Here is a 20,627-nt window from a genome sequence, read left to right on the forward strand (position 1 = left end):
ATCCGCCGGAGGCTTTAACTTCTTTCAGCGAATGTCTTTTGTACCGAAAGCGTAGCGACAGGTACAGGTGTTTGAATACCGCTGAAAGAAGTTAAAGCTATTCGCTATTACTCACGATTTAGACTTAACGGAAGAAAGAGACTCGAAGCTTTACGCAATCCGAGCCTCTTCGTATTTAAGAAAATAACTTTTTACTCGCTATAAGCTATAGTTTGAGAAAATCTAAACACGAATGTTCTGTTATTTTTTCACTTCATCAAAGTATTTTTGAGCACCTGGGTGAACGTCAATACTAATACCCTGTAAACCTGTCTCAGCTTTGATAAATGCCCCTTTAGCGTGGGAAATTTTATTTGTATTATCATAAATAGCTTTTGTCATTGAATAAACAACATCTTCTGGAAGATCTTTTTTCACCGCTAGCATTGCAAGTACTGAAACTGTTTCAGTATCTTTCGCGATACCATACGTACCAGCTTTTACAGTATCTTTTGCATAGTAAGGGTATTTAGCAATTAACTCATCCGCTTTACCAGCATCCATACCGATGATATTTACTTTAGTTGTTGCATTTAATGCCTCAACAGCGCCTGTTGGCGTACCCGCAGTAATAAATGCTGCATCGATTTGGCCAGATTGTAGACCGTCAGTAGACTCACCAAAATCAAGGTTTTGTGCTTTGACATCATCCATTGTTAAACCATGAATTTCAAGTAATTGTTCAGCATTTGCATAAGTTCCAGAACCTGGTGCACCTACAGAAACCTTTTTCCCCTTTAAATCAGCGTATGATTTAATGCCCGACGCTTCAGTCGTTACTAATTGTACTGTTTCTGGATAAAGTGCACCTAACGCAGCAATTGTATCGATTTTTTTACCATCAAACATCATTGTTCCTTCAGTAGCGTAATAAGCAATATCTGATTGTACGAAAGCAATTTCACCTTTACCATCTTGCAAAGCCGTCATGTTGGCAGCAGATGCTTGAGATACTTCAGCAGTTGTTTTAATGTCTGTTTCTTTAGAAATTAGATCAGCAAACGTTCCACCTAATGCATAGTAAGTACCTTGTGTTCCACCTGTTAATAAGTTCAAAAATTTTGGCTTATCAGATGCTGTCGAATCACCCTTATCCGAGTCCTTTGAACCCGATCCGCTATCAGACCCACATGCAGCTAAAATCAATAGCGCAAAGGCACTTAATAGCATTAATAGCCTGAATTGTTTTTTCTTCACAGTAATATTCCCCCTTGGTTAAAAATAATAATCTATTTAAAATTAGCAAACATAGTATAATAATGTCAATCTATTTATTGTAAATTCAGTCTTTTATAATTATACCATTTTCCTCAAATACCCAACATTTCCGCATTAAATTAATAACTTCTTTACACCAATTTTATCTACATTAAGCTATTAAATTCTTTTTCCAAGAAAGCAATTTTAATTTTCAAATGTATAAAAAATGCATGTTCATTATCAAAGTAACCATTACCTTCTTCTTTAAAGTGGGGAGGTTATGTGATAAAAGGAATGTTATGTATATAAGTTGATTGGAGTGGAGGCTGGGTGACTCCTCGGGGATCAGCGATAGGGGAACGAAGGCTAAAACCATCACATCCTGTGATAACGCCTTCGTGACCAACATCGGTGCTGCTGCCGCTACGTTAGCACTACGCTTTCGCGCAGAAAACATCTGTTGGCCCGAGACCCTGGAGCGAGCAGCGAAGCGAAGCGGCTCATCGGACGCCCCCAGGAAGCTTTGCTCTGTGCGAAAGCGAAGCGTCAGCAACAAAGCGCCCAGCCGAAACGGAAATCAACCCTACGTTATGATGACGATTTATTTCGGACATTAATCATTTGTTGTCGATTTTTACCCTTAAAACAAAAAAACTGTATCTAAAGTGATATACTTCGGATACAGTCGATTCATTTTCCTTATTGAATAATGCCACAAGCCATTCTAGCACCAGAATTACCGGAAGGATCTGTTTTATAATCATCCTCAGATTCATGAATGATTAACGTAGTGCCCCCATCACGTAACAATGAGTTGGCAGCATTTTTTTCTAATGTTAGCCCTTCAGCTAAAAAAGTCAAATCCACTTTACCATCTTCTCCAACTTCTAAATTCGGAAGATCCCCTAAATGATATCCTTTAGGATTAAGCTTCCCATGCTCTTTACTCGTTGGATTAAAATGAGGACCTGCTGATTCAAACGTTGGTGGTTCACACTTCCCAACGGAATGAATATGAATGCCATGTGTTCCCGCTGGCAATCCTGATAGTGCGAGTGTCATCTTAACCCCATTACCCTCTTCCTCAAAATATGCATTGCCATAGCTTTCATTATTTTTACCAATTACTTTCGCGGTTGCCGTTGCTGCTGAATTTGCATTTACTGCCACTTTTTGCTCCTTCTTTTCAAAGAAACCACAACCACCAACAAAAACTAATAAAGAAATCATTATTAAGCTCATTTTTTTCATGAAAATCCCTCCTCTTTTTGATGGTTTCCAACAAACCTTCCACTTATGCAATTTCAATGAGGATTTTGCGAATTATTGATTAAGGAGTAAATTTTTGTAAACTTTTAAAAATACAAAAAGGATATCTCCAATTCAAGGGGATATCCTTCAACTTACATTAATTTAAAATTTTTACAGTTACGTTTTTAACGCCCCACTGACGAGCTTGTCCCTCGGTAGGAATAAATACATCTATTTTATTACCTTTTATCGCTCCGCCAGTATCTGCTGCAATTGCTTCACCATAACCTTCAACCCAAACCCTTGTCCCAAGAGGAATTACTCGTGGGTCTACTGCAATTACCTTTAAGTTTGGATTCGATCTTATATCTGTTCCATTCGCTGTAATCCCTGAACATCCCGGACAATATGCTGTATAGGCTGTAGCTCGCATTGTTAACGTTTTGCCAGAATTTGTTGGAGCACTCTCTGAATTTGCGCTTGATGTTGAAGTTGTTACTTGCTTTTTACTAGTTGTTGCTGCTACCTTTTTAGGTCTGCTTTCGGACGTTTTAGGTTTTGCTGCTGAAGCTTCGATAGCCAATGATTCACCTACATAAATTACATCAGATGCGAGGTTATTCCATTCCTGCAATTCTTCCACTGACACATCATTCACACGTGCAATTGAAAATAAAGTATCCCCGGCCTCAACAAAATGTTGGTCTTTCTTTGAATTATCTTTTTTCGTTTCGACTAAATCTAAACTTTGCTCTGGGTAAAACCATTTCGCGTCTGCACCAATCATTGGCTCATAATCTTCTAAAGATAAATTGTAAATTTTCGAGATTCCCCACAATGCGTCGAATGGCGTAAAAGTGGGTTTGTCCTTTGCAGATGACGGACTAGCAAATAAACTTAATCCCAAGGTCAATGTTACAGCTAAAGCTAAAGCTTGTTTTTTCATATTTTGTAACCTCCAAATATTTTTATTTCGCAGTCTTCTGCTAGCACACTAGATTTAGGCTTTTAATGCTAGAGAATTCAAGCAATAATTCAGGACAACAGACCTGATATTACGAATTATTGCTAAAAATTCGGAAAAATATACAAGTTCAATTATATTTTTGGTAAACAAACAATTTTATGGAGGAAATATTAGAACTCTATTTGCAATCTTTATATGTTGGAAAATCAGTGCTTTTATCCGATAATATGGTAAAGGAGGAATGTAGGATGGAAATTAATACAATTATGTCTTCTCAGATGATGGAGCTACAACATACTGTGCAAATGAGTGTTATGCAAAATGCGCTCAATCTAAATACTGCAGCAGCGGTTGAACTATTAAAAGATCTGCCACAGCAGCAAGCGACCATACATCCGTATAAAGGGTCAGTCATTGATATTTCAATTTAACCTACTTCACTGAAAATTTTAACATTGGAAAGTTGGTGCCCATTTTGATTCGAGCGATAGTAATGGATGATGAGCCATTAGCTCTTATAAACATGGAGAAAAAGTTAAAGGAATTTAATTCAATAGAGGTCGTTAAATCTTTTACGACTGTAAAAGGTTTGCTTACAGAGGGGCCAAGCTTAGATTTCCAAGTAGCCTTTTTAGATGTTGAAATGCCTGGCATGAACGGTTTAGAGATTGCACAGCTTTTAAAAGAACGGAACAAAAACATTTATATCGTATTTGTCACTGCTTATCGGGACTATGCTGTACAAGCATTTGAAATTCACTCCACTGACTATTTATTAAAGCCTATTTCAAAAGCTCGTCTAGAGACAACTATTAACAGAATCCAAGAACTCCTTCAACTAGAAAACAAACCGAATTCTATAGAAATACGAAATAAACCCGCACTTACAATACAATGCTTTGGCGGATTCGTTGTTTTACATAATGACAAAGCAGTCCATTGGAGAACGCTTAAAACAAAAGAATTATTTGCCTTTCTTTTTTCCAATCTTAATAGCCATGTACCTCGTGATACAATTATCGAAGCTTTATGGGCAGATACAGAATGTAAAAAGGCAAGAGTGCAGTTACATACAACAGTTTCCTATCTACGCACTACGCTTTCAGCATTGGGCTATTCAGAAGTCATACAGTATGCAAATGGTGGCTACATTTTGCAATTAAGGGAATTTCAATGTGATGCCCATGACTTAGAGCATATTTTAAATGGTAGAACGGAGACTGGAAAGATAGATGTAGAAAGAGCTGAGTCGTTCATACAAAACTACCAAGGTGAATTTATGACCTCATTAGATTATCCCTGGATTACTAGTAGAGCAAATTTTATGAACAACAAATTTACTCTTTTACTTTATGATTTAATAGAGCACTATACAGCAATTCATGATGTAAAAAAACGAGAGCATATATTACTTTTAACAGTAGAACATAACCCATATTCTGACAAAACCATCCAACAGCTAATGAGGCACTATATAGAAGTTGATAATCGAGCAGGTGCAGTAAAGGTTTACAATACCTTTAAAAGTACCTTGATAGCGGATCTTGGTATTTTACCAGAGCAAGAAACAACCGAGCTGTTGAATAATTTTAATCTATAAAAGGCATCGAGAAGTTAACTCTCAATGCTTCAGCTTATTGCAAAAGAATAAATATAAATTAAGGTGTATCACTATAACAAAGGTTGATTTCCACTCCGAGTTGACGCTTTCCGCGGGCTTGGCTGTAACTTCTATCAGCAGGTGTTTGGACACCTGCTGATAGAAGTTACAGCCTCCGGCGGATGTCACGGAATCGGAAAGGAGTTATTTGTGCAGTCACACAGCCGATCCCGGACGCAATTATGCCGAGGCATAATTGATTCTCCTCGTCACTACGTTCCTGCGGGGCTTTCAGCGCAAGCTCATCCCGCAGGAGTCGCCACTCTCCGTGAAAAATCAACAGTTCTTCATCATTAATATGGGTAGACACAATCTGACCAAAAGAATATAGATATGATTAACATACTAATAAGATTCAGCCTAATTGATAATAGTTTTATTAAAATTTATGCCATGTATATAAGTTGATCTTCGTTACGACTGGGCGACTCCTTGGGGATTAGCAATAGAGGAACGAAGGCTAAAACCATCACATCCTGTGATAACGCCTTCGTGACCAACCTCGGTGCTGTTGCTGTCGCTGCGCTTTCGCACAAACAAAACCCTCTGCTGCCGCTTCGCTTTCGCGCAAAAAACATCTGTTGGCCCGAGACCCTGCAGCGCAGCGGATGTTTTCTGTGCGAAAGCGTAGTGCTAACGTAGCGGCAGCAAATGTTTTATCTGTGCGAAAGCGTAGCGACAGCAACAACAAAAGCACCCAATCGGAACGGAAATCAACCCCACGTTATGATGATGAGATATTAATTGTAAAAGCCAAAATTTATTTTGAATTTGGCTGATAATTTATTTAATGATTCTTTCAGACAATTCTCCGACGACACAGATGCAATTCCTTCCTGACTGCTTCGCCTTGTATAGAGCCCGGTCTGCAATTGTAATTATCTGATTAGCCGTCTTAATATTTGCTGTAAATGCTGTAATTCCGGCAGACATTGTAACATGCCTTCCATCTACAGTATCTAACATTGCCTGCTTAATGCGTAAATTCTCCGCTAACGCTAAAGCTTCATCTATTGTCGTCGATGGCAATATCACCATAAACTCTTCCCCACCATATCGAAAGCACAAGCCCTGTTGCTCAATATTCCCTTGCATATGATTGGCGAAAGCTTTTAAAACTTCATCCCCTACAATATGCCCATAAGTATCATTTATACTTTTAAAGTCATCTAAATCTATTAAAACAATTGCATGTGGCACTTTATTGATGATTAACTCATTTAAAATTTGATCCATCCTTCTACGGTTAGGAATTCCTGTTAAGGAGTCTACATTCAGCTGATTCGTTAAATCAACTATTTTGCTTTCTGAGCTAATCGCCATGTTTTGCACTACTTTTTTTAACGAATGTGCTTCGTAAAACCAGTCATTAATTTCTTCAAACTTCTGTATTTCTTCTCTCTCCACGCTAGTAGAAAGCTCTTTTAAAGGTCGTGCAATTTTGGAAGCAAGCCATACAGCTAATACAAATACTATGACTAATCCTACTAATGAAGGCACGATTATAATTTTTATCAACGCGTTAAATGAAACTACTCTTTCATCAAGTAACTTGTCAATCACTCGCGCCACATCGGGCTCGATCGATTTATCTTGATTTGGTTCTCTTAGTTTTTCTTGTACGAAGCTCTCGGTGATGACGGATATTTCCTGCATAACAATTTCATTTTGCATAAGAATGTCATTAAAATTTCGATAGCTACCCCAAATACTAATACTAAAAGTCGCAAGTACAACAATTACCGTCATACTAACAATAACAAACGATAACTTCAACTTGAATTTACCCACAATAGATCATTTCTCCCATTGAGATTTAATTCCATCATCATACGTCACGCCTCTTAAAGAAAACTTAAAACTAGAAAATATAGATTTATTATTAATTGATAAAAGGATTTTTTTCGATTTTTTACTATGTGCGCACATTTTTAGCTGGTTGTAGCAGAGTGCTACTCTACTACCGCGAGAAAGCGAGACCGACGAGCCCCTGCACGGAGCGAACGTTTTCTGTGCGAAAGCGCAGTGTAACGTAGCGACAGCAACATTGTTTTATCTGTGCGAAAGCGCAGTGTAACGTAGCGACAGCAACATTGTTTTATCTGTGCGAAAGCGCAGTGTAACGTAGCGACAGCAACAACAAAGCGTAGGAAGGCGAGTAGCCCGGAGCGGAATTCAACTTTTTCTGATACTGAAAGCTTTTCTTTTTTAAAATTTCTTATTTCCATTTTCTAAATTTCATGGCATGGTAAATATAGGCCTTTTAATACAAGAGAAAAATTTTGGAGGTTCTTATGTCCCTGTTAAAAAAAGCGACTATACGCCATTCGCTTTTCATTATTTTTATTTTTATAGTTCTTACTACACTCCGTTTACTATGGCTAGCCTATTTTCTCCCTTCCGGTGAACAACCGATTGCCCAGGAAGGTGTATTTGATCTACGGGATCATCAGCTATCCGATAAAGAAGTTCTTAACTTAGATGGGGAATGGCTCTACCATCCCGGATTATTAATAGATCCGATAAACACTGATCACAACAAGTCTCTTCAATCATTTGAACAAGCTACTCGGGTGATTCCCATGCAAGATCCTGAGGCAACTGCAGAACGATACGGTACATATCGTTTAAAAATCTTACTCAATGACAATGCTCCCAAAGATAATCGTTATGCCGTTGAGATTCCTTCAGTATCAACCGCTTCAGCATTATATATTAACGGGAAGCTGGTTGAACAGTCAGGAACTGTAGCTACTGATTCACATAGTCATAAAGGTCAAACCGCGCCTTATACGTTTTACTTTACAAATGAGCAGCCTGAAATTGACTTACTTTTACATGTATCTAATTTTGATACATCGGCAGGCCCTATCATTGATAAAAGAATTTTATTTGGTTCTGCTGCAGCTATGGCAAATCACCAATTGATTAACAATTTATCCCTTGCCACAATCTCAATAACGCTACTATTATTCGCACTTTTTAGCAGCCTTGTGTTTTTGTTTATTTATCCAAAACCAATTGTTTTACTGTTTACGATAGGCTTTCTTTTACCTTTAGCAGATGAATTAATTTCATATGATCGATCCATGCTCAACTGGTTACATCTCGATTATGTATGGACATTTAAGCTATCTACTATCATTTATCTCGGGGCTTCTTTTTTCTTTGTTCAATTTATGCGTGTTTTACTAGTTAAATATCATCATGCTAAATGCTTTCAGTGGCTCTTTGCTTTCTACGCCCTTTCAGCATTTTTCACTGTCGTCTTACCGATAAATTGGTTATACACAATAAATTCCCTTTACTTTATACTTTATGTCATTTCATTTTTATCTGTAGTAGTACTCGCTTTAAGAGAGTATCTTGAAAATCAAAAACAGAGTACTGCTTTTATAGCACTGACGGCTCTCGGAACAATGAACGGTATCATATGGGGGTATATCAAATTTATCTGCGCTTTTGATATACCAATGTATCCTTTCGATTATTTATTTATCATGCTCGGTTTTTCAGGTTATTGGTTTAAACGTTTTTTTGAAAATAAAGAGCAGATTAATCAATTGATTGCTAAATTACAAAAAGACGATGCTTTGAAAGATGAATTTTTATCCAGTAGCTCACAAAAGCTATGGGATCCTATGAATAAAATGGTTACGTTAGGACAGTCCATTTATGATAATCCAAACAATAAGCTTATGGCTGATGATAAACAAAACCTAAAGCATCTCATTGATATCGGGAGAAGTATGTCCTTTACATTAAATGACATACTAGATTTTACTCGTTTAAAGGAAGGTAATTTACATCTCCATAAAAAGAACGTTAGCGTCCAAAGTATAGTTTATGGCGTTTTTGATATGTTACGCTTTATAACAAGCGAAAAACAAATTCAAATGAATTCAACGATTCCTAGGTCATTCCCTAATGTAGTGGCCGATGAAAATCGATTGATTCAAATTCTTTTTAATCTCCTACACAATGCCATTAAATATACGAGTGCAGGATCTATAAAAATCAGTGCCCATATAGAAAATAATATGGCGGTTATCCATATTCATGATACTGGGTCAGGAATGGATGATGATATCCAAAGTCGTCTATTTTCCCCTTACGAACAGAGAAATGACAATAATGATGGAATCGGTCTCGGGTTATTAATTTCAAAGAAGCTCATCGAATTACATGGTGGAACTTTGCAAATCCATTCTATCCCTAACAAAGGATCGGATGTCTTTTTCACCTTATCGTTAGCAGAGGAAAGCGTTAATGAGGAGCAAGCCTATATAGAGGAAGAGGACATGCATCTTCCTATTGAAGAAGATAATTCATCACCGACAACGGAAAAACAATTTAAAATTTTAATGGTCGATGACGATCCTGTTAACTTAACAATTATGCGTAGCTTATTTGCAACTACAGAATATGCTGTTACTACGGTTGCTAGCAGCGAAAAGGCATTAGAATTGCTACCGCGAGATGATTGGGATTTAATCATTATTGATGCGATGCTCCCTTATATATCTGGCTATGCATTAATTGAAATTATTCGAGAACACTACTCATTGCTTGAATTACCTGTCTTATTACTAACGGCTCGTAATTATTCCGAGGATGTTTATACTGGTTTCGCCCATGGTGCAAATGATTATGTGACGAAGCCTATTAATTCTTTAGAGTTAAAGGTTAGGAGTAGAGCCTTAATCGATTTAAAATATAGCATCAATCAACGACTACATTTGGAAACAGCTTGGCTTCAGGCCCAAATACAGCCTCATTTTTTATTTAATACATTAAATTCAATTGCATCACTTAGTACGATCGATACAGATCGAATGATTGACTTAATGCATCATTTTGGTGAGTATCTACATGCAAGCTTCGATGTGCGAAATTTACAGCGGGTAGTGCCACTTAAGGATGAATTAGAGCTAGTACGGTCATATCTCTATATTAATCAGCAGCGTTTTGGAGACTTACTAAACATCGAATGGGATATTGATAACATTATCAATATTGAAATCCCCCCTATCTCCTTACAAACTTTAGTGGAAAATGCAATTTGTCATGGTGTATTAAAACGGGAAGAAGGCGGTACAGTTTGTATCCGTATAAAAGATTTTCCGGATCATGTCGCAGTAAGTGTTATAGATGATGGCGTTGGGATCGATTCAAGTATATTAGATGAACTACAATCCGGTAGCCATTCGCCAAACTCTGGCGTAGGTCTACGTAATACGGATTTACGTCTTAAAAGGATTTACGGACAGAGGTTACAAATTAACAGCACTCTAAATGAAGGAACAACTATCACTTTCCATATTCCAAAAAATAAATGAAAGAGGTCACCACATTCCAATTGGGTTTGTGGTGGCTCTTTTTTATAATTTCAAGTTACAATTACTATATTAATGTAAATATTTTTAGCTCTTCGCCAAAAGCTAGGAATGATATTTATTAAAGCATACGCTATGTAGATAGTTGTAGTTGATTGGAGTGGAGACTGGGCGAATCCTTGGGGATCAGCGATAGAGGAACGAAGGCTAAAATCATCACATCCTGTGATAACGCCTTCGTGACCAACATCGTGTTGGCCCGAGACCCTGGAGCGCAGCGAAGCGGCTCATCGGACGCCCCCAGGAAAGCGCCCAGTCGGAACGGAAATCAACCCCACGTTATGGTGATGAGCCATATTTATGGATTTTTAAAAATCAGGGTACATTAATAGTATGTTAATAAAGAAAGGTCGATACTATGTACAAAATTTACATAATAGAGGACGATATCAATATTTCAAATATTATTGAGGAGCATTTATCAAAATATCAATTTGAATGCTATACCGTCCAACAATTTAATCATATAGTAGAAGAATTTCAAGCAATTCAACCCCATCTCGTTGTTATGGACATTAACCTACCAACCTATGATGGGTACTTTTGGTCGCGCAAAATCCGTCAGCTATCCAACTGCCCTATTATCATTGTATCTGCTCGTGTTAATGATATCGATCAAGTATATGGTATTGAAAATGGTGCAGATGATTTTATCACGAAGCCCTTCTCGCTAGATGTGCTTATGGCAAAGGTGAATGGTCTTATTCGTCGTACATACGGAGAATATGCTTCCTCCGATTCTACTTCGATCTCCATTGCTAATACAACATTAAATACTAGTACAGTTCGCCTTTACACCGACAAAAACGAGAGCCTGTTAACGTTAAAAGAGATGCAACTTAGTACATTACTATTTGAAGCTTATCCTACTGTTGTTCCTCGTCAAAAATTGTTAAGTGCCATTTGGGATGATGAATCCTTCGTTGAAGAAAACACTTTATCTGTTAATATTGGCCGATTGCGCAAAAAATTTGAGGCGATTCAATCTAGACTAGAAATTAAAACAATTCGCGGACTTGGTTATCAATTAGTGGAGGCAGAAGAATGAAGCTTTTCTTTCGAGACCATGTAAGTGTAATTATTCTTTATTGTGTAAGCTTTCTATTATTACCCTGGATCATTCATTCATTGGATGATTTATCTTCACACTATCTTTATTTTATCTTTCTCGTTAGCTTCCTATTCACCAGTTGGTTGATCGGACGTTATTATCGTAGAAAAAAGCTCTATGCTCATTTACAGAAGAACACATTAACAGGCGATGACCTCTATCTGCATGAACCACAGGCTATGATGGAGCAAGCCTATAGCCAAAAACTACGACAAATGCAATATCTATACTTAACACAGCAGCAATATCTAGAGGAGCAAGGGAAAGAAAAACAGCTTGTACTTTCACATTTTGCCCATCAAATGAAAACACCATTGTCGGTTATTCAACTGATGATCCAATCTAATGCAACTAACCAATCAGAGCACTTGCAAACAATTAATCAGGAATGTGATAAGCTGACGTTTACCCTCAACCAGCTACTTACTTATGAACGCACGTCCAATCTAGTGGCTGATTTAAAAATAGAAGCACTGTCATTAAAAGAGCTTACGAAGGAAGTTGTTAATGATTTAAAGGATTATTTCATCGCCAAAGAAGTTTTTCCAAAAGTGACGTTTGTTGAAAATACGATTATTTATTCAGATCGTAAATGGTTAAAAGTCGTGCTTTATCAAATCATCAATAACGCCATTAAATATAGTGAGTCTGAAAGCTCTATTCAAATCATTAATGATGAGGCTACTTTACGCCTTAAAAACTGTGGAGAAACGATTCCCGAGAGTGAAATTTCGCGTGTCTTTGATTTATTTTATACAGGGGTGAAAGGAAGAACGAGTGGTGAAGCAACAGGTATAGGTTTGTATTTAGTGAAAAAGATTTTGACTGTTTTAGAGCACCCTTTTACTTTACAATCCTCTGAGCGCGTTACCACCTTTTCTATAGACTTTTCAAATAGCGCGAAAAAATCATAATTGTAAGCCCCTATTATGACAAAGTTGTCATATTGACGTCATATAGCCAAATAGGTAATATGCCTCTCCTTCTTTATACTTAAGCTATTCAATCGAAGTAAGGGAGTTGTTCAAAGATGGGAAGCTCAATCCTACAAGTAACCAATCTGCAAAAAGAATATATCGGCGAGATCACATATAAGGCATTGAAAGGTATAGATTTTCAGCTTGGTGAGAACGAATTCGTAGCCGTTATGGGGCCTTCAGGAAGTGGGAAAACTACATTTTTAAATAGCGTGTCAACAATCGATCGCCCTACAACTGGCGAAATTCTTATAAATAATAGAAATCCTTATTCTTTAGATGATGAAGAACTTGCAAAGTTCCGTCGTTCAGAATTAGGCTTTGTCTTTCAAGATTTTAATCTTGTCCACACATTAACGGTGAAAGAGAATATTTTATTACCGTTAACTTTAGATAGCTTACCTGCCGATAAAATGCAGCAACGACTTAAACATGTATCTCAATTTCTCGGAATTGAGGAACTTCTGCCAAAACGAATTTATGAAATTTCTGGTGGGCAAAAACAACGTGTAGCAATTGCTCGTGCGGTTATTCATGAACCAAGTATATTGTTGGCAGATGAGCCTACAGGAAATCTCGATTCAAAAGCAGTAAATGATGTCATGCACTTGTTTAGTTCGATTCATACTGAACTGAAAACCTCCATTTTAATGGTGACACATGATCCTTATGTAGCAAGTTTCGCCAATCGTATTATATTCATTAAGGATGGTAAATTATATAACGAAATTCATCGTGGTCATAATCGCAAACAATTTTACCAGGAAATCATGGACACACTTGCTTTTCTAGGTGGTGGACAGCATGAGCTTTAATCATATCGTTGTTCAAAACATTTTACGTGATAAATGGACCTATGTTTCGTATTTCCTTAGCAGTATGTTCTCTATCATTATTTTCTTTCTATTTACAGTCATTGTGTTTCATCCGAGTCTTGCAAGTATAGATACCGACTCAACACTTGGCCTTGCATTAATGTTAGCGAGTTTGCTCGTTTATTTGTTTTCATTTATCTATATCACCTATTCCATCATGGCCTTTTTAAAGAAAAAAACAAAAACACTAGGTATTTTTATGATTACTGGTGCATCGATGAAACAAATTCGTACGTTAGTCTTTCGTGAAAATATTCTAATCGGTGTCATGGCGATTATTACAGCCATTATTCTTGGGCTTGTCATTGCACCTCTCTTCTTAATGGGTGCTAAGGTTGTTTTAAAGGCAGAAACTTTCGGTATGTATTTACCTATTAAAGCAATTGGTTTAACTATTGGTTTATTCCTTGTATTATTCGTTGTGATTTCAAAAATAATGACAAGATTTATTAATAAAGAAGCGTCCATTCAGCTATTAAAAAGTGATGCTGTTATTGAAAAATCGTTAAAACCACATTATCTTTTATTATTCATTAGTATTATTATATCTGCTTCTCTAGCTTATTTATTAAAAATCAATCCTGACATTGTAGAGAGCCTCGGAGTTCTTTACTATACAGTGTTTTTCATTAGTGTTCTTTCCACAATTTATTTAGTCATCTCACAAGGAATGCGATTCCTACTAAAAACTTTTGAGAGATCATCAGCCTATATGCAAAAAACAAATATGCTACTGGCTTCCAACCTCAATGCAAAAATGAAATCGCACGCAAATATGCTATTTTTAATCACTCTCTTATTAAGCGGTGTCTTTTTAAGTACAAGCATTTTATTTAGCTCTTACTATAATGTTAAAAAGGATACTGAAGAGAACTATCCTTACAGTTTTCAATACATTGCAGATCCTAAAGCTGACGTAGGGAAGGTAGCAGCGGATGTTGCATATCTTGAAAAACAATTGTCCACAGTGGATTCAGAAAAATATTTCATTGAATTTAAATCAAATATAGATAAACGACTCGGTTATATGTCAGTTTCCAATTATAATCTGTTGAAAAATCAAAAAGTTAGCTTAAATAACGATGAATTTATAGCTGTTGCTGGCAATCGTAAACTATTGCCAATAACGAATACAGTTGAAGATCATTATCTCAAGAACCTTAAACTTGCTTCTGTTGATGAGCGAAACTTATTATCTACTGGCTTCCAGCAAACATATTTTATTGTGCCAGATCATCTTTATAACAGTATCGATTCCCCTGTTTATAAAACTTATTTATTTGAACTAGACAATTGGACAGCACATACAGAACTTGCGAAAGAAGTTAGTGGGAATATGCCGTCTATATATGGGGAGCGTTATGTAGCTTCAAAAATCGAATTGTATGACGTAGAGATGTTCACAAAAAGTGTTATGTTTTTTATCGGCTCTATGTTAAGTCTGATTTTCTTAAGTGCGGCTCTGAGTATACTCTACTTTTATTTACAAACGACACTTCTTCAAGAAAAAGAAAAGTATGTAGGCATAAGGAAACTTGGTCTATCTAAAAAAGAGTTATTCACAGTTGTTTCTAAGGAGCTGGCCATCCTTATATTTGTACCATTCGCCATAGCCATTACGATGTTATTTTCTACCCTATTTGCCATGCGAGCAATGGTTTCAACAGCATTTTTACAAGTCTCTATGGTGAGCTCTTTATGCTTCTTTGCCCTGTTCTTCGGTAGTTATATATTTATTCGCAAAAGCTATTTCAAACGCTTGCTTAGCAATTGATGAAAAAAATTCGCACTCCTCTCAGGGTGCGAATTTTTCATATTGTTGAAAATTAAAGGATGGCTCTTCAGCAAAACGAGGGGTTGGTTTCCGTTCCGGCTGGGTGCTTTCCTGGGGGCGTCCGATGAGCCGCTTCGCTGCGCTGCAGGGTCTCATCTGTGACGCTGATCCCCAAGGAGTCACCCAGCCTCCACTCCAACCAACCACTTCACATAGCATGTTTCTTTTGGTTTATCACTCTAATTTATAGGGATAAACTTCAGCCAATAGATCTTTTTTGTGCGAAAGCGCAGTGAAACGTAGCGGCAGCAACATTAAAAAAACTTAGGGTGCATTTTTTATTCTTTACCAAAGCACAGGCTTTGCTACCATTAGCCATAACATAATTAGCAATAACAAAATGTACATCCATGCTTTGCGATGTAACAATGAAGCAAATTTTTGCTGGTCATAGGCGGGTGTGTTGAATGTCTGTAATGTTGGTTTGAACGCCCTTGCTAAAAAAACAATGGAGGCAAACATCACGAGAAATGTAAGAACAATCCACGAGGTACTCCAATGATAGCCGGCATGCCACATTAATAAAATACCAGATGCAACAAGAACATGCCCCGAATGCTTGACGATCGTAATTGCTCCTTTAAATGCCTCAATATAAGGTGGCATTTCAATATGAGATGCTGTACGCATTTTCTTAACAATTGTTAAAACAACGAACAAAGGCCCAATCGAAAGAACAGCACTTAAAATATGTATGTAAAGAAGAAGTGTATAAATTGAAATCATGATGCGTACTCCCCTTTTTCACGGAATCGGAAAGGATTTCTTTGCGCTAGCACAAAGCCGATTCCGGACGCAATTATGCCGAGGCATAATTGACTCAGTCCCCCCTCATTATAGCATTCAACCTAAGCGCGCTTTATCGCCAATTGTGAATCCTTTGTAAACGCCAAATTGAATCCTTGTTAAATTGTTTGAAACTTGCACAAAGAGGGTATGGATTATAGTAACATGCACATATAGAACAAAAAGGAGTGATTTTTATAGGTATTCATCAATTTTTTACAAGTCTTAATGACCTAGAGCGTATTATTCGTTGCCCTGGACGCTTCAAATTTGAAGAGCACAATGTGGCTGCTCACTCTTGGAAGGTATCACAGTATGCGATGTTCTTTGCCACACTTGAGGAAATGAATGGAGCTACGATTAATTGGAAATCATTATATGAAAAAACCATCAACCACGACTTTGCCGAAGTATTTATCGGTGATATTAAAACTCCGGTAAAGCATGCGAGCCCAGAGCTAAAAAAAATGCTTGCACATGTGGAAGAAAAAATGATGGAAAAATTCATTATTGATGAGATTCCACAAGAGTTTCAGGCTGTCTTCTTTGATCGCATGAAAGAAGGTAAGGATAAAACTACAGAAGGTCGCCTACTTGAGTTTGCTGATAAGCTTGACCAATTTTATGAGGCCTTTGCTGAATTAAAACGCGGAAACACAGATAAAGAATTTGTGCATATGTATCAATCCGCTCTTTCCAAGATTTTAACGATTCCTCTTGAAGCGTCGGTTCACTATTTCCGTACTGAGATTCTGAAGGATGCTGTGAAGGAAAAAACACATATTGATATTCAAGCTTTGACAAACGAAGTATTAACATCAAATTAATAGGTGCATGTAAGTTTTCCGAACGAATTAACTCACGGAAGGCTTTTTTTATTTCCCTAAAAAAGTCGTATAATGGAAAGAGATCGATTGGAGGGAAGCTTTTGTCACAGGAATGTTCTATTGTAGAAGATTTATTACCTTTGTATAAGAAACAAGCGCTCCAAGCAACTACTATCCAATTTGTCGAACACCATTTAGCTAATTGTGAGCATTGTCGGCAGCTTGCTACTTCAAAGCAAACACTAGGCTATCACTTACTAATGAAAAGAACGATAACGTTTTTCCATCTTGTTTTTATCGTACTATCCTTTATGTTTGCCATTAACTCATCCTTACTTGGTAATCAAACAAGCTTTGCTGTATCTTACGCGATATTTGGCTGTCTTACTTATTTCTTTTACAAAAATATTTGGATTGTTTTTGCTATCAGCTCTGTACCTGTTTTCGTCTGGGCTATTATTAACAATATTAATAATTCACTCTATGTCACCCACTACTCCTTAACGGAGATTGGCACACTGTTGATTGGAGCTAGCTACATAGCCCTTTTACATACTATTTTTGCACTATTTGGTGCTGCTTTTGCGATTATATTTCGTAGATTTATAAAATAATGTTCCACCTTGCAGAAGGAAGTTGTCTCAAGTATCTGAGACAACTTCTTTCATCACCAATTATACCCATTCATAAGTTCAACATCCCCTAGCATTTCATTAGAAATACCTTCTAAAAATTGAAGCTTCCATAGTTCCCTTGTCGGTCCTGTTACAACAGCACCATAAGCTTGAAAACCATTCTTTTTTATATAATCATAACGTTCTTGCAAATGGTGTAAACCGAGAAACTCCTCATAATAGCTTTGCTTTTCATTTTTCAATAGTTTTTCCATATTTCTAACCATCCAAAGCTCGCTATCTTTCAAACTTGTTAAGTCCTGTGCTTCAGATATATGTGAATAATCATCACTAACTGTTAAGCCACCTGATAGCCCGATTCTATCATGGATTGTAATTGTGCCACTAGAGCGGTCAGAAGAAGTTGGTTCAAAGGATTTATACTCACCTGTATATAATGGCATCCAAACGATTCTGACTTCGTACGGAGCAAGCATTTTTAACAATTCTTTAGGCTCTTTAAATGTTGAAGTCGAAAATGCCATTTCCGCTACAGTTCCCTCAGGTAATTTATCTAACGTCTTCCATACATTGTTATTAAGATGAGATGAGGTTGCTTTTCCCGTTACAGGATCTTCGGGTAAATTAAAATTAAATTGTTGTGAAGTATTTGACGACGTTAAGTCCATACTCGTAGATGAATTAGAATTCAATATAGATTTTTCAACATGCATTTCGCCGACTACTACTTTTTCCTTTCCTACCTGTTTCTCAAGAGGATAGTTCATTTTTTGTGTTAGAAATGGTGTTATTTCTGCAGGCAATCCCATAGAATATTGACCTTTAATATTCGGTTGTTGCCATTCAAGTACCATTAAAGAATTATAAGCATGTTTAAGATCCGGACGCGTTTTATCAAAAACGATGGACACCCCTGCTAAATAGAGAGCATAAATAACGAAGCATATTAGCAATATACGTAGTACTCGAAATGTTAACGTAAAACGGTATTTTCTTAAAATCTTTTTTTCATTCTCCTGCGACCACTCAGTCATGTTGAAAACCCCCATTCTTTTTCACTACTTCTTCTAATCTTTTACGAGCACGATGCAAAAGTATTTTCACCTGCCCCTCAGAAAGCTCTAGTGCCTCCTGCAATTCTAAGTAGGTGAATTGTTCATATTCACGTAAATATAAAATCGTTCGGTAATTTTCAGGCAAAAATTTCAGCAACGCCTGTACATCTTCTGATACTTCTTGCGTTAAAAGATCCTCTTCTGGTAACCCATATGGACTTAGCATTTCATCTTTCCAAAATAAGTGTGCGAACGGAATTGTCCTTCGTCTCTTTTGCTTACGCCATTCATCTAAGTACGTGTTCCGTGCCACTTTGAATAACCATGCTCTCACATCCTCTTCTTTATAAAACGACAACGATACCGTGGCTCGTACAAATGTTTCTTGAACTAAATCTTCCGCTATATGTACTGATCCAGACATCTTCAGCAGAAAATAATATAACGATTTCGCGTATTTTTCATAAAGTTGCTCTAGCTCGTTTTTCCGCTGTCGGTCCATGCCATCTCCCTCATTTCGTTTTTTCACAAGTAAAACGTATGTCTTTTCTAAATGTTACAGTAATTACTAATTTTTTTATTAAAATCAATTTCGCCTTGGCGTAACTGCGTTCGGAGGCTCTATTTTTATTCAGTAGGTGTTTAGACACCTACTGAATAAAAATAAAAAAGAGTCGATTTAGAATGACCTTCCAACATCAAGTTGGAGCGATTCATTTCACGACTCTTTTTACAGTAATTATGCCTTTTTAACGAACTCTGACTTTAATTTCATTGCACCAAAGCCATCGATTTTACAATCAATATTGTGATCGCCTTCAACGAGACGAATGCTTTTCACCTTTGTCCCAATTTTTAATGTTGAAGAACTACCTTTAACCTTTAAATCCTTAATAACTGTAACAGAATCGCCGTCCGCAAGTATATTGCCATTCGCATCCTTTACGATTAGCGTATCTGCCTCTTGCTCCGTTCCATCAGTACTCCACTCATGCGCACATTCTGGACATACGAAGTTCGTTCCATCCTCATATGTGTATTCAGAATTACATTTTGGACAATTTGGATAAGCTGCCATTTCTGCTTCCTCCTTTTACTTTTTATCTAGGTAAACCCTATATATGCTCCTTTATCTTACATACTCCGCCCTACTAAGTAAAGTTTGTTCGTATTTTTCGTTCGCATTTGTGAATAAAGTATGAATCGGCTTTATGTTTTTGGAGATATTTCATTTTGGAAATGTATGAATTGGGACACTTGCCCATTGACTTTTTTGTACAAACCATCTTACTTGCAAGTTCGTTTAACATGCCTTATTATATCCTTAAAGGCTGCATTGTTCGTACAATATTAAGTTTTAACCTTTAAGCTGTAAAAGGGAGTTTTATTATTGGAGTTGGAATGACGGGCCTCACACCATGGTGCATGAGGATAAGCAGGAAAGCTTCTGCGAACACCCACTTTGAGGAGTGGTGGTTTAAAACTTTCTATAATAACTACGGCATACGCGGCTTTTTTTAATTTAATCATACAGCCACAAGGCTTTGAAGTAAATCTCTCATAGTGAAAACTATGGGAGATTTTTTGTTGTGGGGAAAAAATGGAGAAAATGTTGAGGGAATTAAATATTCTACCGTTTCATTCTATGGTTTATTTCTAATCACGGTACTTATATAATTGCAATATTTACAAAAGAAAAAGCATATCCATTATGAATACGCAGTTACTTTTTACATATATTTAATCTCATCATTAAGTAATCCTTACATTGCAATTATACGACGATTGCCTAATATCATTTGTCTCTCAATTCTAAGATTTCCTTTTATGCCGTTTCTTCTTTTATATCTGTACTTCGATTTTAACTTCTTTCTTTAATTTACTTTCATCAAAGAATACATAGACCATACGCGGCTTTTTAATTTAATCATACAGCCACAAGGCTTTTGAACGAATCACCCTTCATTATTGGAGGGTGATTTTTTTATCAACATGAGCTGATATCGGCTATCTG

Annotated in this window: 17 protein-coding genes and 1 other RNA gene; 10 read left to right on the forward strand and 8 right to left on the reverse strand. The window is 36.8% G+C overall.

The annotated features are described in order from the left end of the window. Positions 1-240: 240 nt before the first annotated feature. The 3 genes from ACQKN2_RS11470 to ACQKN2_RS11480 form a co-directional block, all read right to left on the reverse strand. Positions 241-1,236: a TAXI family TRAP transporter solute-binding subunit gene (locus ACQKN2_RS11470; protein WP_427415088.1), complete on the reverse strand. Its 996-nt coding sequence runs from the start codon at positions 1,234-1,236 to the stop codon at positions 241-243. Positions 1,237-1,938: 702 nt separating this feature from the next. Then, on the reverse strand, positions 1,939-2,490 hold the full coding sequence (locus ACQKN2_RS11475) for a superoxide dismutase family protein (protein WP_427415089.1): 552 nt from the start codon (positions 2,488-2,490) through the stop codon (positions 1,939-1,941). 157 nt (positions 2,491-2,647) lie between these two features. Continuing rightward, positions 2,648-3,436, reverse strand: coding sequence for a 3D domain-containing protein (locus ACQKN2_RS11480; RefSeq protein WP_427415090.1), 789 nt, complete (start codon positions 3,434-3,436; stop codon positions 2,648-2,650). A 269-nt stretch (positions 3,437-3,705) separates the two neighbouring features. Between ACQKN2_RS11480 and ACQKN2_RS11485 the strand changes: the two genes are divergently transcribed. Together ACQKN2_RS11485 and ACQKN2_RS11490 are read left to right on the forward strand one after the other, a co-directional pair. Further along, complete coding sequence (locus ACQKN2_RS11485; protein ID WP_427415091.1) at positions 3,706-3,888, forward strand: putative motility protein; 183 nt, start codon at positions 3,706-3,708, stop codon at positions 3,886-3,888. A 44-nt stretch (positions 3,889-3,932) separates the two neighbouring features. After that, positions 3,933-5,057 (forward strand): response regulator, encoded by a 1,125-nt coding sequence (locus ACQKN2_RS11490; RefSeq protein WP_427415092.1) that lies wholly within the window; start codon positions 3,933-3,935, stop codon positions 5,055-5,057. Between the two features lie 843 nt (positions 5,058-5,900). Here ACQKN2_RS11490 and ACQKN2_RS11495 read toward each other — a convergent pair. Further along, positions 5,901-6,908, reverse strand: a complete 1,008-nt coding sequence (locus tag ACQKN2_RS11495; RefSeq protein ID WP_427415093.1) for a diguanylate cyclase domain-containing protein — start codon at positions 6,906-6,908, stop codon at positions 5,901-5,903. A 503-nt stretch (positions 6,909-7,411) separates the two neighbouring features. Between ACQKN2_RS11495 and ACQKN2_RS11500 the strand changes: the two genes are divergently transcribed. The 5 genes from ACQKN2_RS11500 to ACQKN2_RS11520 all read left to right on the forward strand — a co-directional run bounded on the left by ACQKN2_RS11500 (position 7,412) and on the right by ACQKN2_RS11520 (position 15,250). Continuing rightward, positions 7,412-10,456, forward strand: coding sequence for an ATP-binding protein (locus ACQKN2_RS11500; protein ID WP_427415094.1), 3,045 nt, complete (start codon positions 7,412-7,414; stop codon positions 10,454-10,456). Positions 10,457-10,871: 415 nt separating this feature from the next. Beyond that, positions 10,872-11,561 carry a response regulator gene (locus ACQKN2_RS11505; RefSeq protein WP_427415095.1) on the forward strand — a complete coding sequence of 230 codons (690 nt, stop codon included), beginning with the start codon at positions 10,872-10,874 and terminating at the stop codon, positions 11,559-11,561. Beyond that, the gene (locus ACQKN2_RS11510; protein ID WP_427415096.1) at positions 11,558-12,538 is read left to right on the forward strand and encodes a sensor histidine kinase; all 981 of its coding nucleotides are present in this window, start codon (positions 11,558-11,560) and stop codon (positions 12,536-12,538) included. The genes ACQKN2_RS11505 and ACQKN2_RS11510 overlap by 4 nt, the downstream gene beginning before the upstream one ends. Before the next feature lie 116 nt (positions 12,539-12,654). Further along, complete coding sequence (locus ACQKN2_RS11515) at positions 12,655-13,416, forward strand: ABC transporter ATP-binding protein (protein ID WP_323651542.1); 762 nt, start codon at positions 12,655-12,657, stop codon at positions 13,414-13,416. Then, entirely contained in the window at positions 13,406-15,250 is a 1,845-nt protein-coding gene (locus ACQKN2_RS11520) for an FtsX-like permease family protein (RefSeq protein WP_427415097.1), read from the forward strand. The genes ACQKN2_RS11515 and ACQKN2_RS11520 overlap by 11 nt, the downstream gene beginning before the upstream one ends. Before the next feature lie 345 nt (positions 15,251-15,595). Here the strand turns inward: ACQKN2_RS11520 and ACQKN2_RS11525 are convergent, their stop codons facing one another. Continuing rightward, on the reverse strand, positions 15,596-16,036 hold the full coding sequence (locus ACQKN2_RS11525; RefSeq protein ID WP_427415098.1) for a hypothetical protein: 441 nt from the start codon (positions 16,034-16,036) through the stop codon (positions 15,596-15,598). A 248-nt stretch (positions 16,037-16,284) separates the two neighbouring features. On the opposite strand from ACQKN2_RS11525, the gene ACQKN2_RS11530 reads away from it, so the two are divergent. Further along, positions 16,285-16,923, forward strand: a complete 639-nt coding sequence (locus tag ACQKN2_RS11530; protein ID WP_427415099.1) for a YfbR-like 5'-deoxynucleotidase — start codon at positions 16,285-16,287, stop codon at positions 16,921-16,923. Positions 16,924-17,024: 101 nt separating this feature from the next. Continuing rightward, on the forward strand, positions 17,025-17,537 hold the full coding sequence (locus ACQKN2_RS11535) for a zf-HC2 domain-containing protein (RefSeq protein ID WP_427415100.1): 513 nt from the start codon (positions 17,025-17,027) through the stop codon (positions 17,535-17,537). 53 nt (positions 17,538-17,590) lie between these two features. On the opposite strand, the gene ACQKN2_RS11540 is transcribed toward ACQKN2_RS11535, so the two are convergent. The 3 genes from ACQKN2_RS11540 to ACQKN2_RS11550 all read right to left on the reverse strand — a co-directional run bounded on the left by ACQKN2_RS11540 (position 17,591) and on the right by ACQKN2_RS11550 (position 19,691). Further along, on the reverse strand, positions 17,591-18,592 hold the full coding sequence (locus ACQKN2_RS11540) for an anti sigma factor C-terminal domain-containing protein (RefSeq protein ID WP_427415101.1): 1,002 nt from the start codon (positions 18,590-18,592) through the stop codon (positions 17,591-17,593). Beyond that, on the reverse strand, positions 18,585-19,115 hold the full coding sequence (locus ACQKN2_RS11545; protein ID WP_427415102.1) for a sigma-70 family RNA polymerase sigma factor: 531 nt from the start codon (positions 19,113-19,115) through the stop codon (positions 18,585-18,587). The genes ACQKN2_RS11540 and ACQKN2_RS11545 overlap by 8 nt, the downstream gene beginning before the upstream one ends. A 237-nt stretch (positions 19,116-19,352) precedes the next feature. Next, complete coding sequence (locus ACQKN2_RS11550) at positions 19,353-19,691, reverse strand: zinc ribbon domain-containing protein YjdM (RefSeq protein WP_427415103.1); 339 nt, start codon at positions 19,689-19,691, stop codon at positions 19,353-19,355. 247 nt (positions 19,692-19,938) lie between these two features. Between ACQKN2_RS11550 and ssrS the strand changes: the two genes are divergently transcribed. Next, positions 19,939-20,131: non-coding RNA, 6S RNA (gene ssrS / locus ACQKN2_RS11555), on the forward strand. Positions 20,132-20,627: the final 496 nt, after the last annotated feature.

Origin of the sequence: Lysinibacillus sp. NPDC093688 (genome assembly GCF_050280145.1) — a bacterium.
Taxonomy (GTDB): domain Bacteria; phylum Bacillota; class Bacilli; order Bacillales_A; family Planococcaceae; genus Lysinibacillus; species Lysinibacillus xylanilyticus_B.

Bases quoted from the DNA above. Each gene is read 5' to 3' on its own strand.
- ACQKN2_RS11510 (WP_427415096.1), top strand. From the start codon at position 11,558: ATGAAGCTTTTCTTTCGAGACCATGTAAGTGTAATTATTCTTTATTGT.
- ACQKN2_RS11505 (WP_427415095.1), top strand. From the start codon at position 10,872: ATGTACAAAATTTACATAATAGAGGACGATATCAATATTTCAAATATT.
- ACQKN2_RS11540 (WP_427415101.1), bottom strand. From the start codon at position 18,592: ATGACTGAGTGGTCGCAGGAGAATGAAAAAAAGATTTTAAGAAAATAC.
- ACQKN2_RS11525 (WP_427415098.1), bottom strand. From the start codon at position 16,036: ATGATTTCAATTTATACACTTCTTCTTTACATACATATTTTAAGTGCT.
- ACQKN2_RS11515 (WP_323651542.1), top strand. From the start codon at position 12,655: ATGGGAAGCTCAATCCTACAAGTAACCAATCTGCAAAAAGAATATATC.
- ACQKN2_RS11500 (WP_427415094.1), top strand. From the start codon at position 7,412: ATGTCCCTGTTAAAAAAAGCGACTATACGCCATTCGCTTTTCATTATT.
- ACQKN2_RS11480 (WP_427415090.1), bottom strand. From the start codon at position 3,436: ATGAAAAAACAAGCTTTAGCTTTAGCTGTAACATTGACCTTGGGATTA.
- ACQKN2_RS11485 (WP_427415091.1), top strand. From the start codon at position 3,706: ATGGAAATTAATACAATTATGTCTTCTCAGATGATGGAGCTACAACAT.
- ACQKN2_RS11545 (WP_427415102.1), bottom strand. From the start codon at position 19,115: ATGGACCGACAGCGGAAAAACGAGCTAGAGCAACTTTATGAAAAATAC.
- ACQKN2_RS11520 (WP_427415097.1), top strand. From the start codon at position 13,406: ATGAGCTTTAATCATATCGTTGTTCAAAACATTTTACGTGATAAATGG.
- ACQKN2_RS11550 (WP_427415103.1), bottom strand. From the start codon at position 19,691: ATGGCAGCTTATCCAAATTGTCCAAAATGTAATTCTGAATACACATAT.
- ACQKN2_RS11475 (WP_427415089.1), bottom strand. From the start codon at position 2,490: ATGAAAAAAATGAGCTTAATAATGATTTCTTTATTAGTTTTTGTTGGT.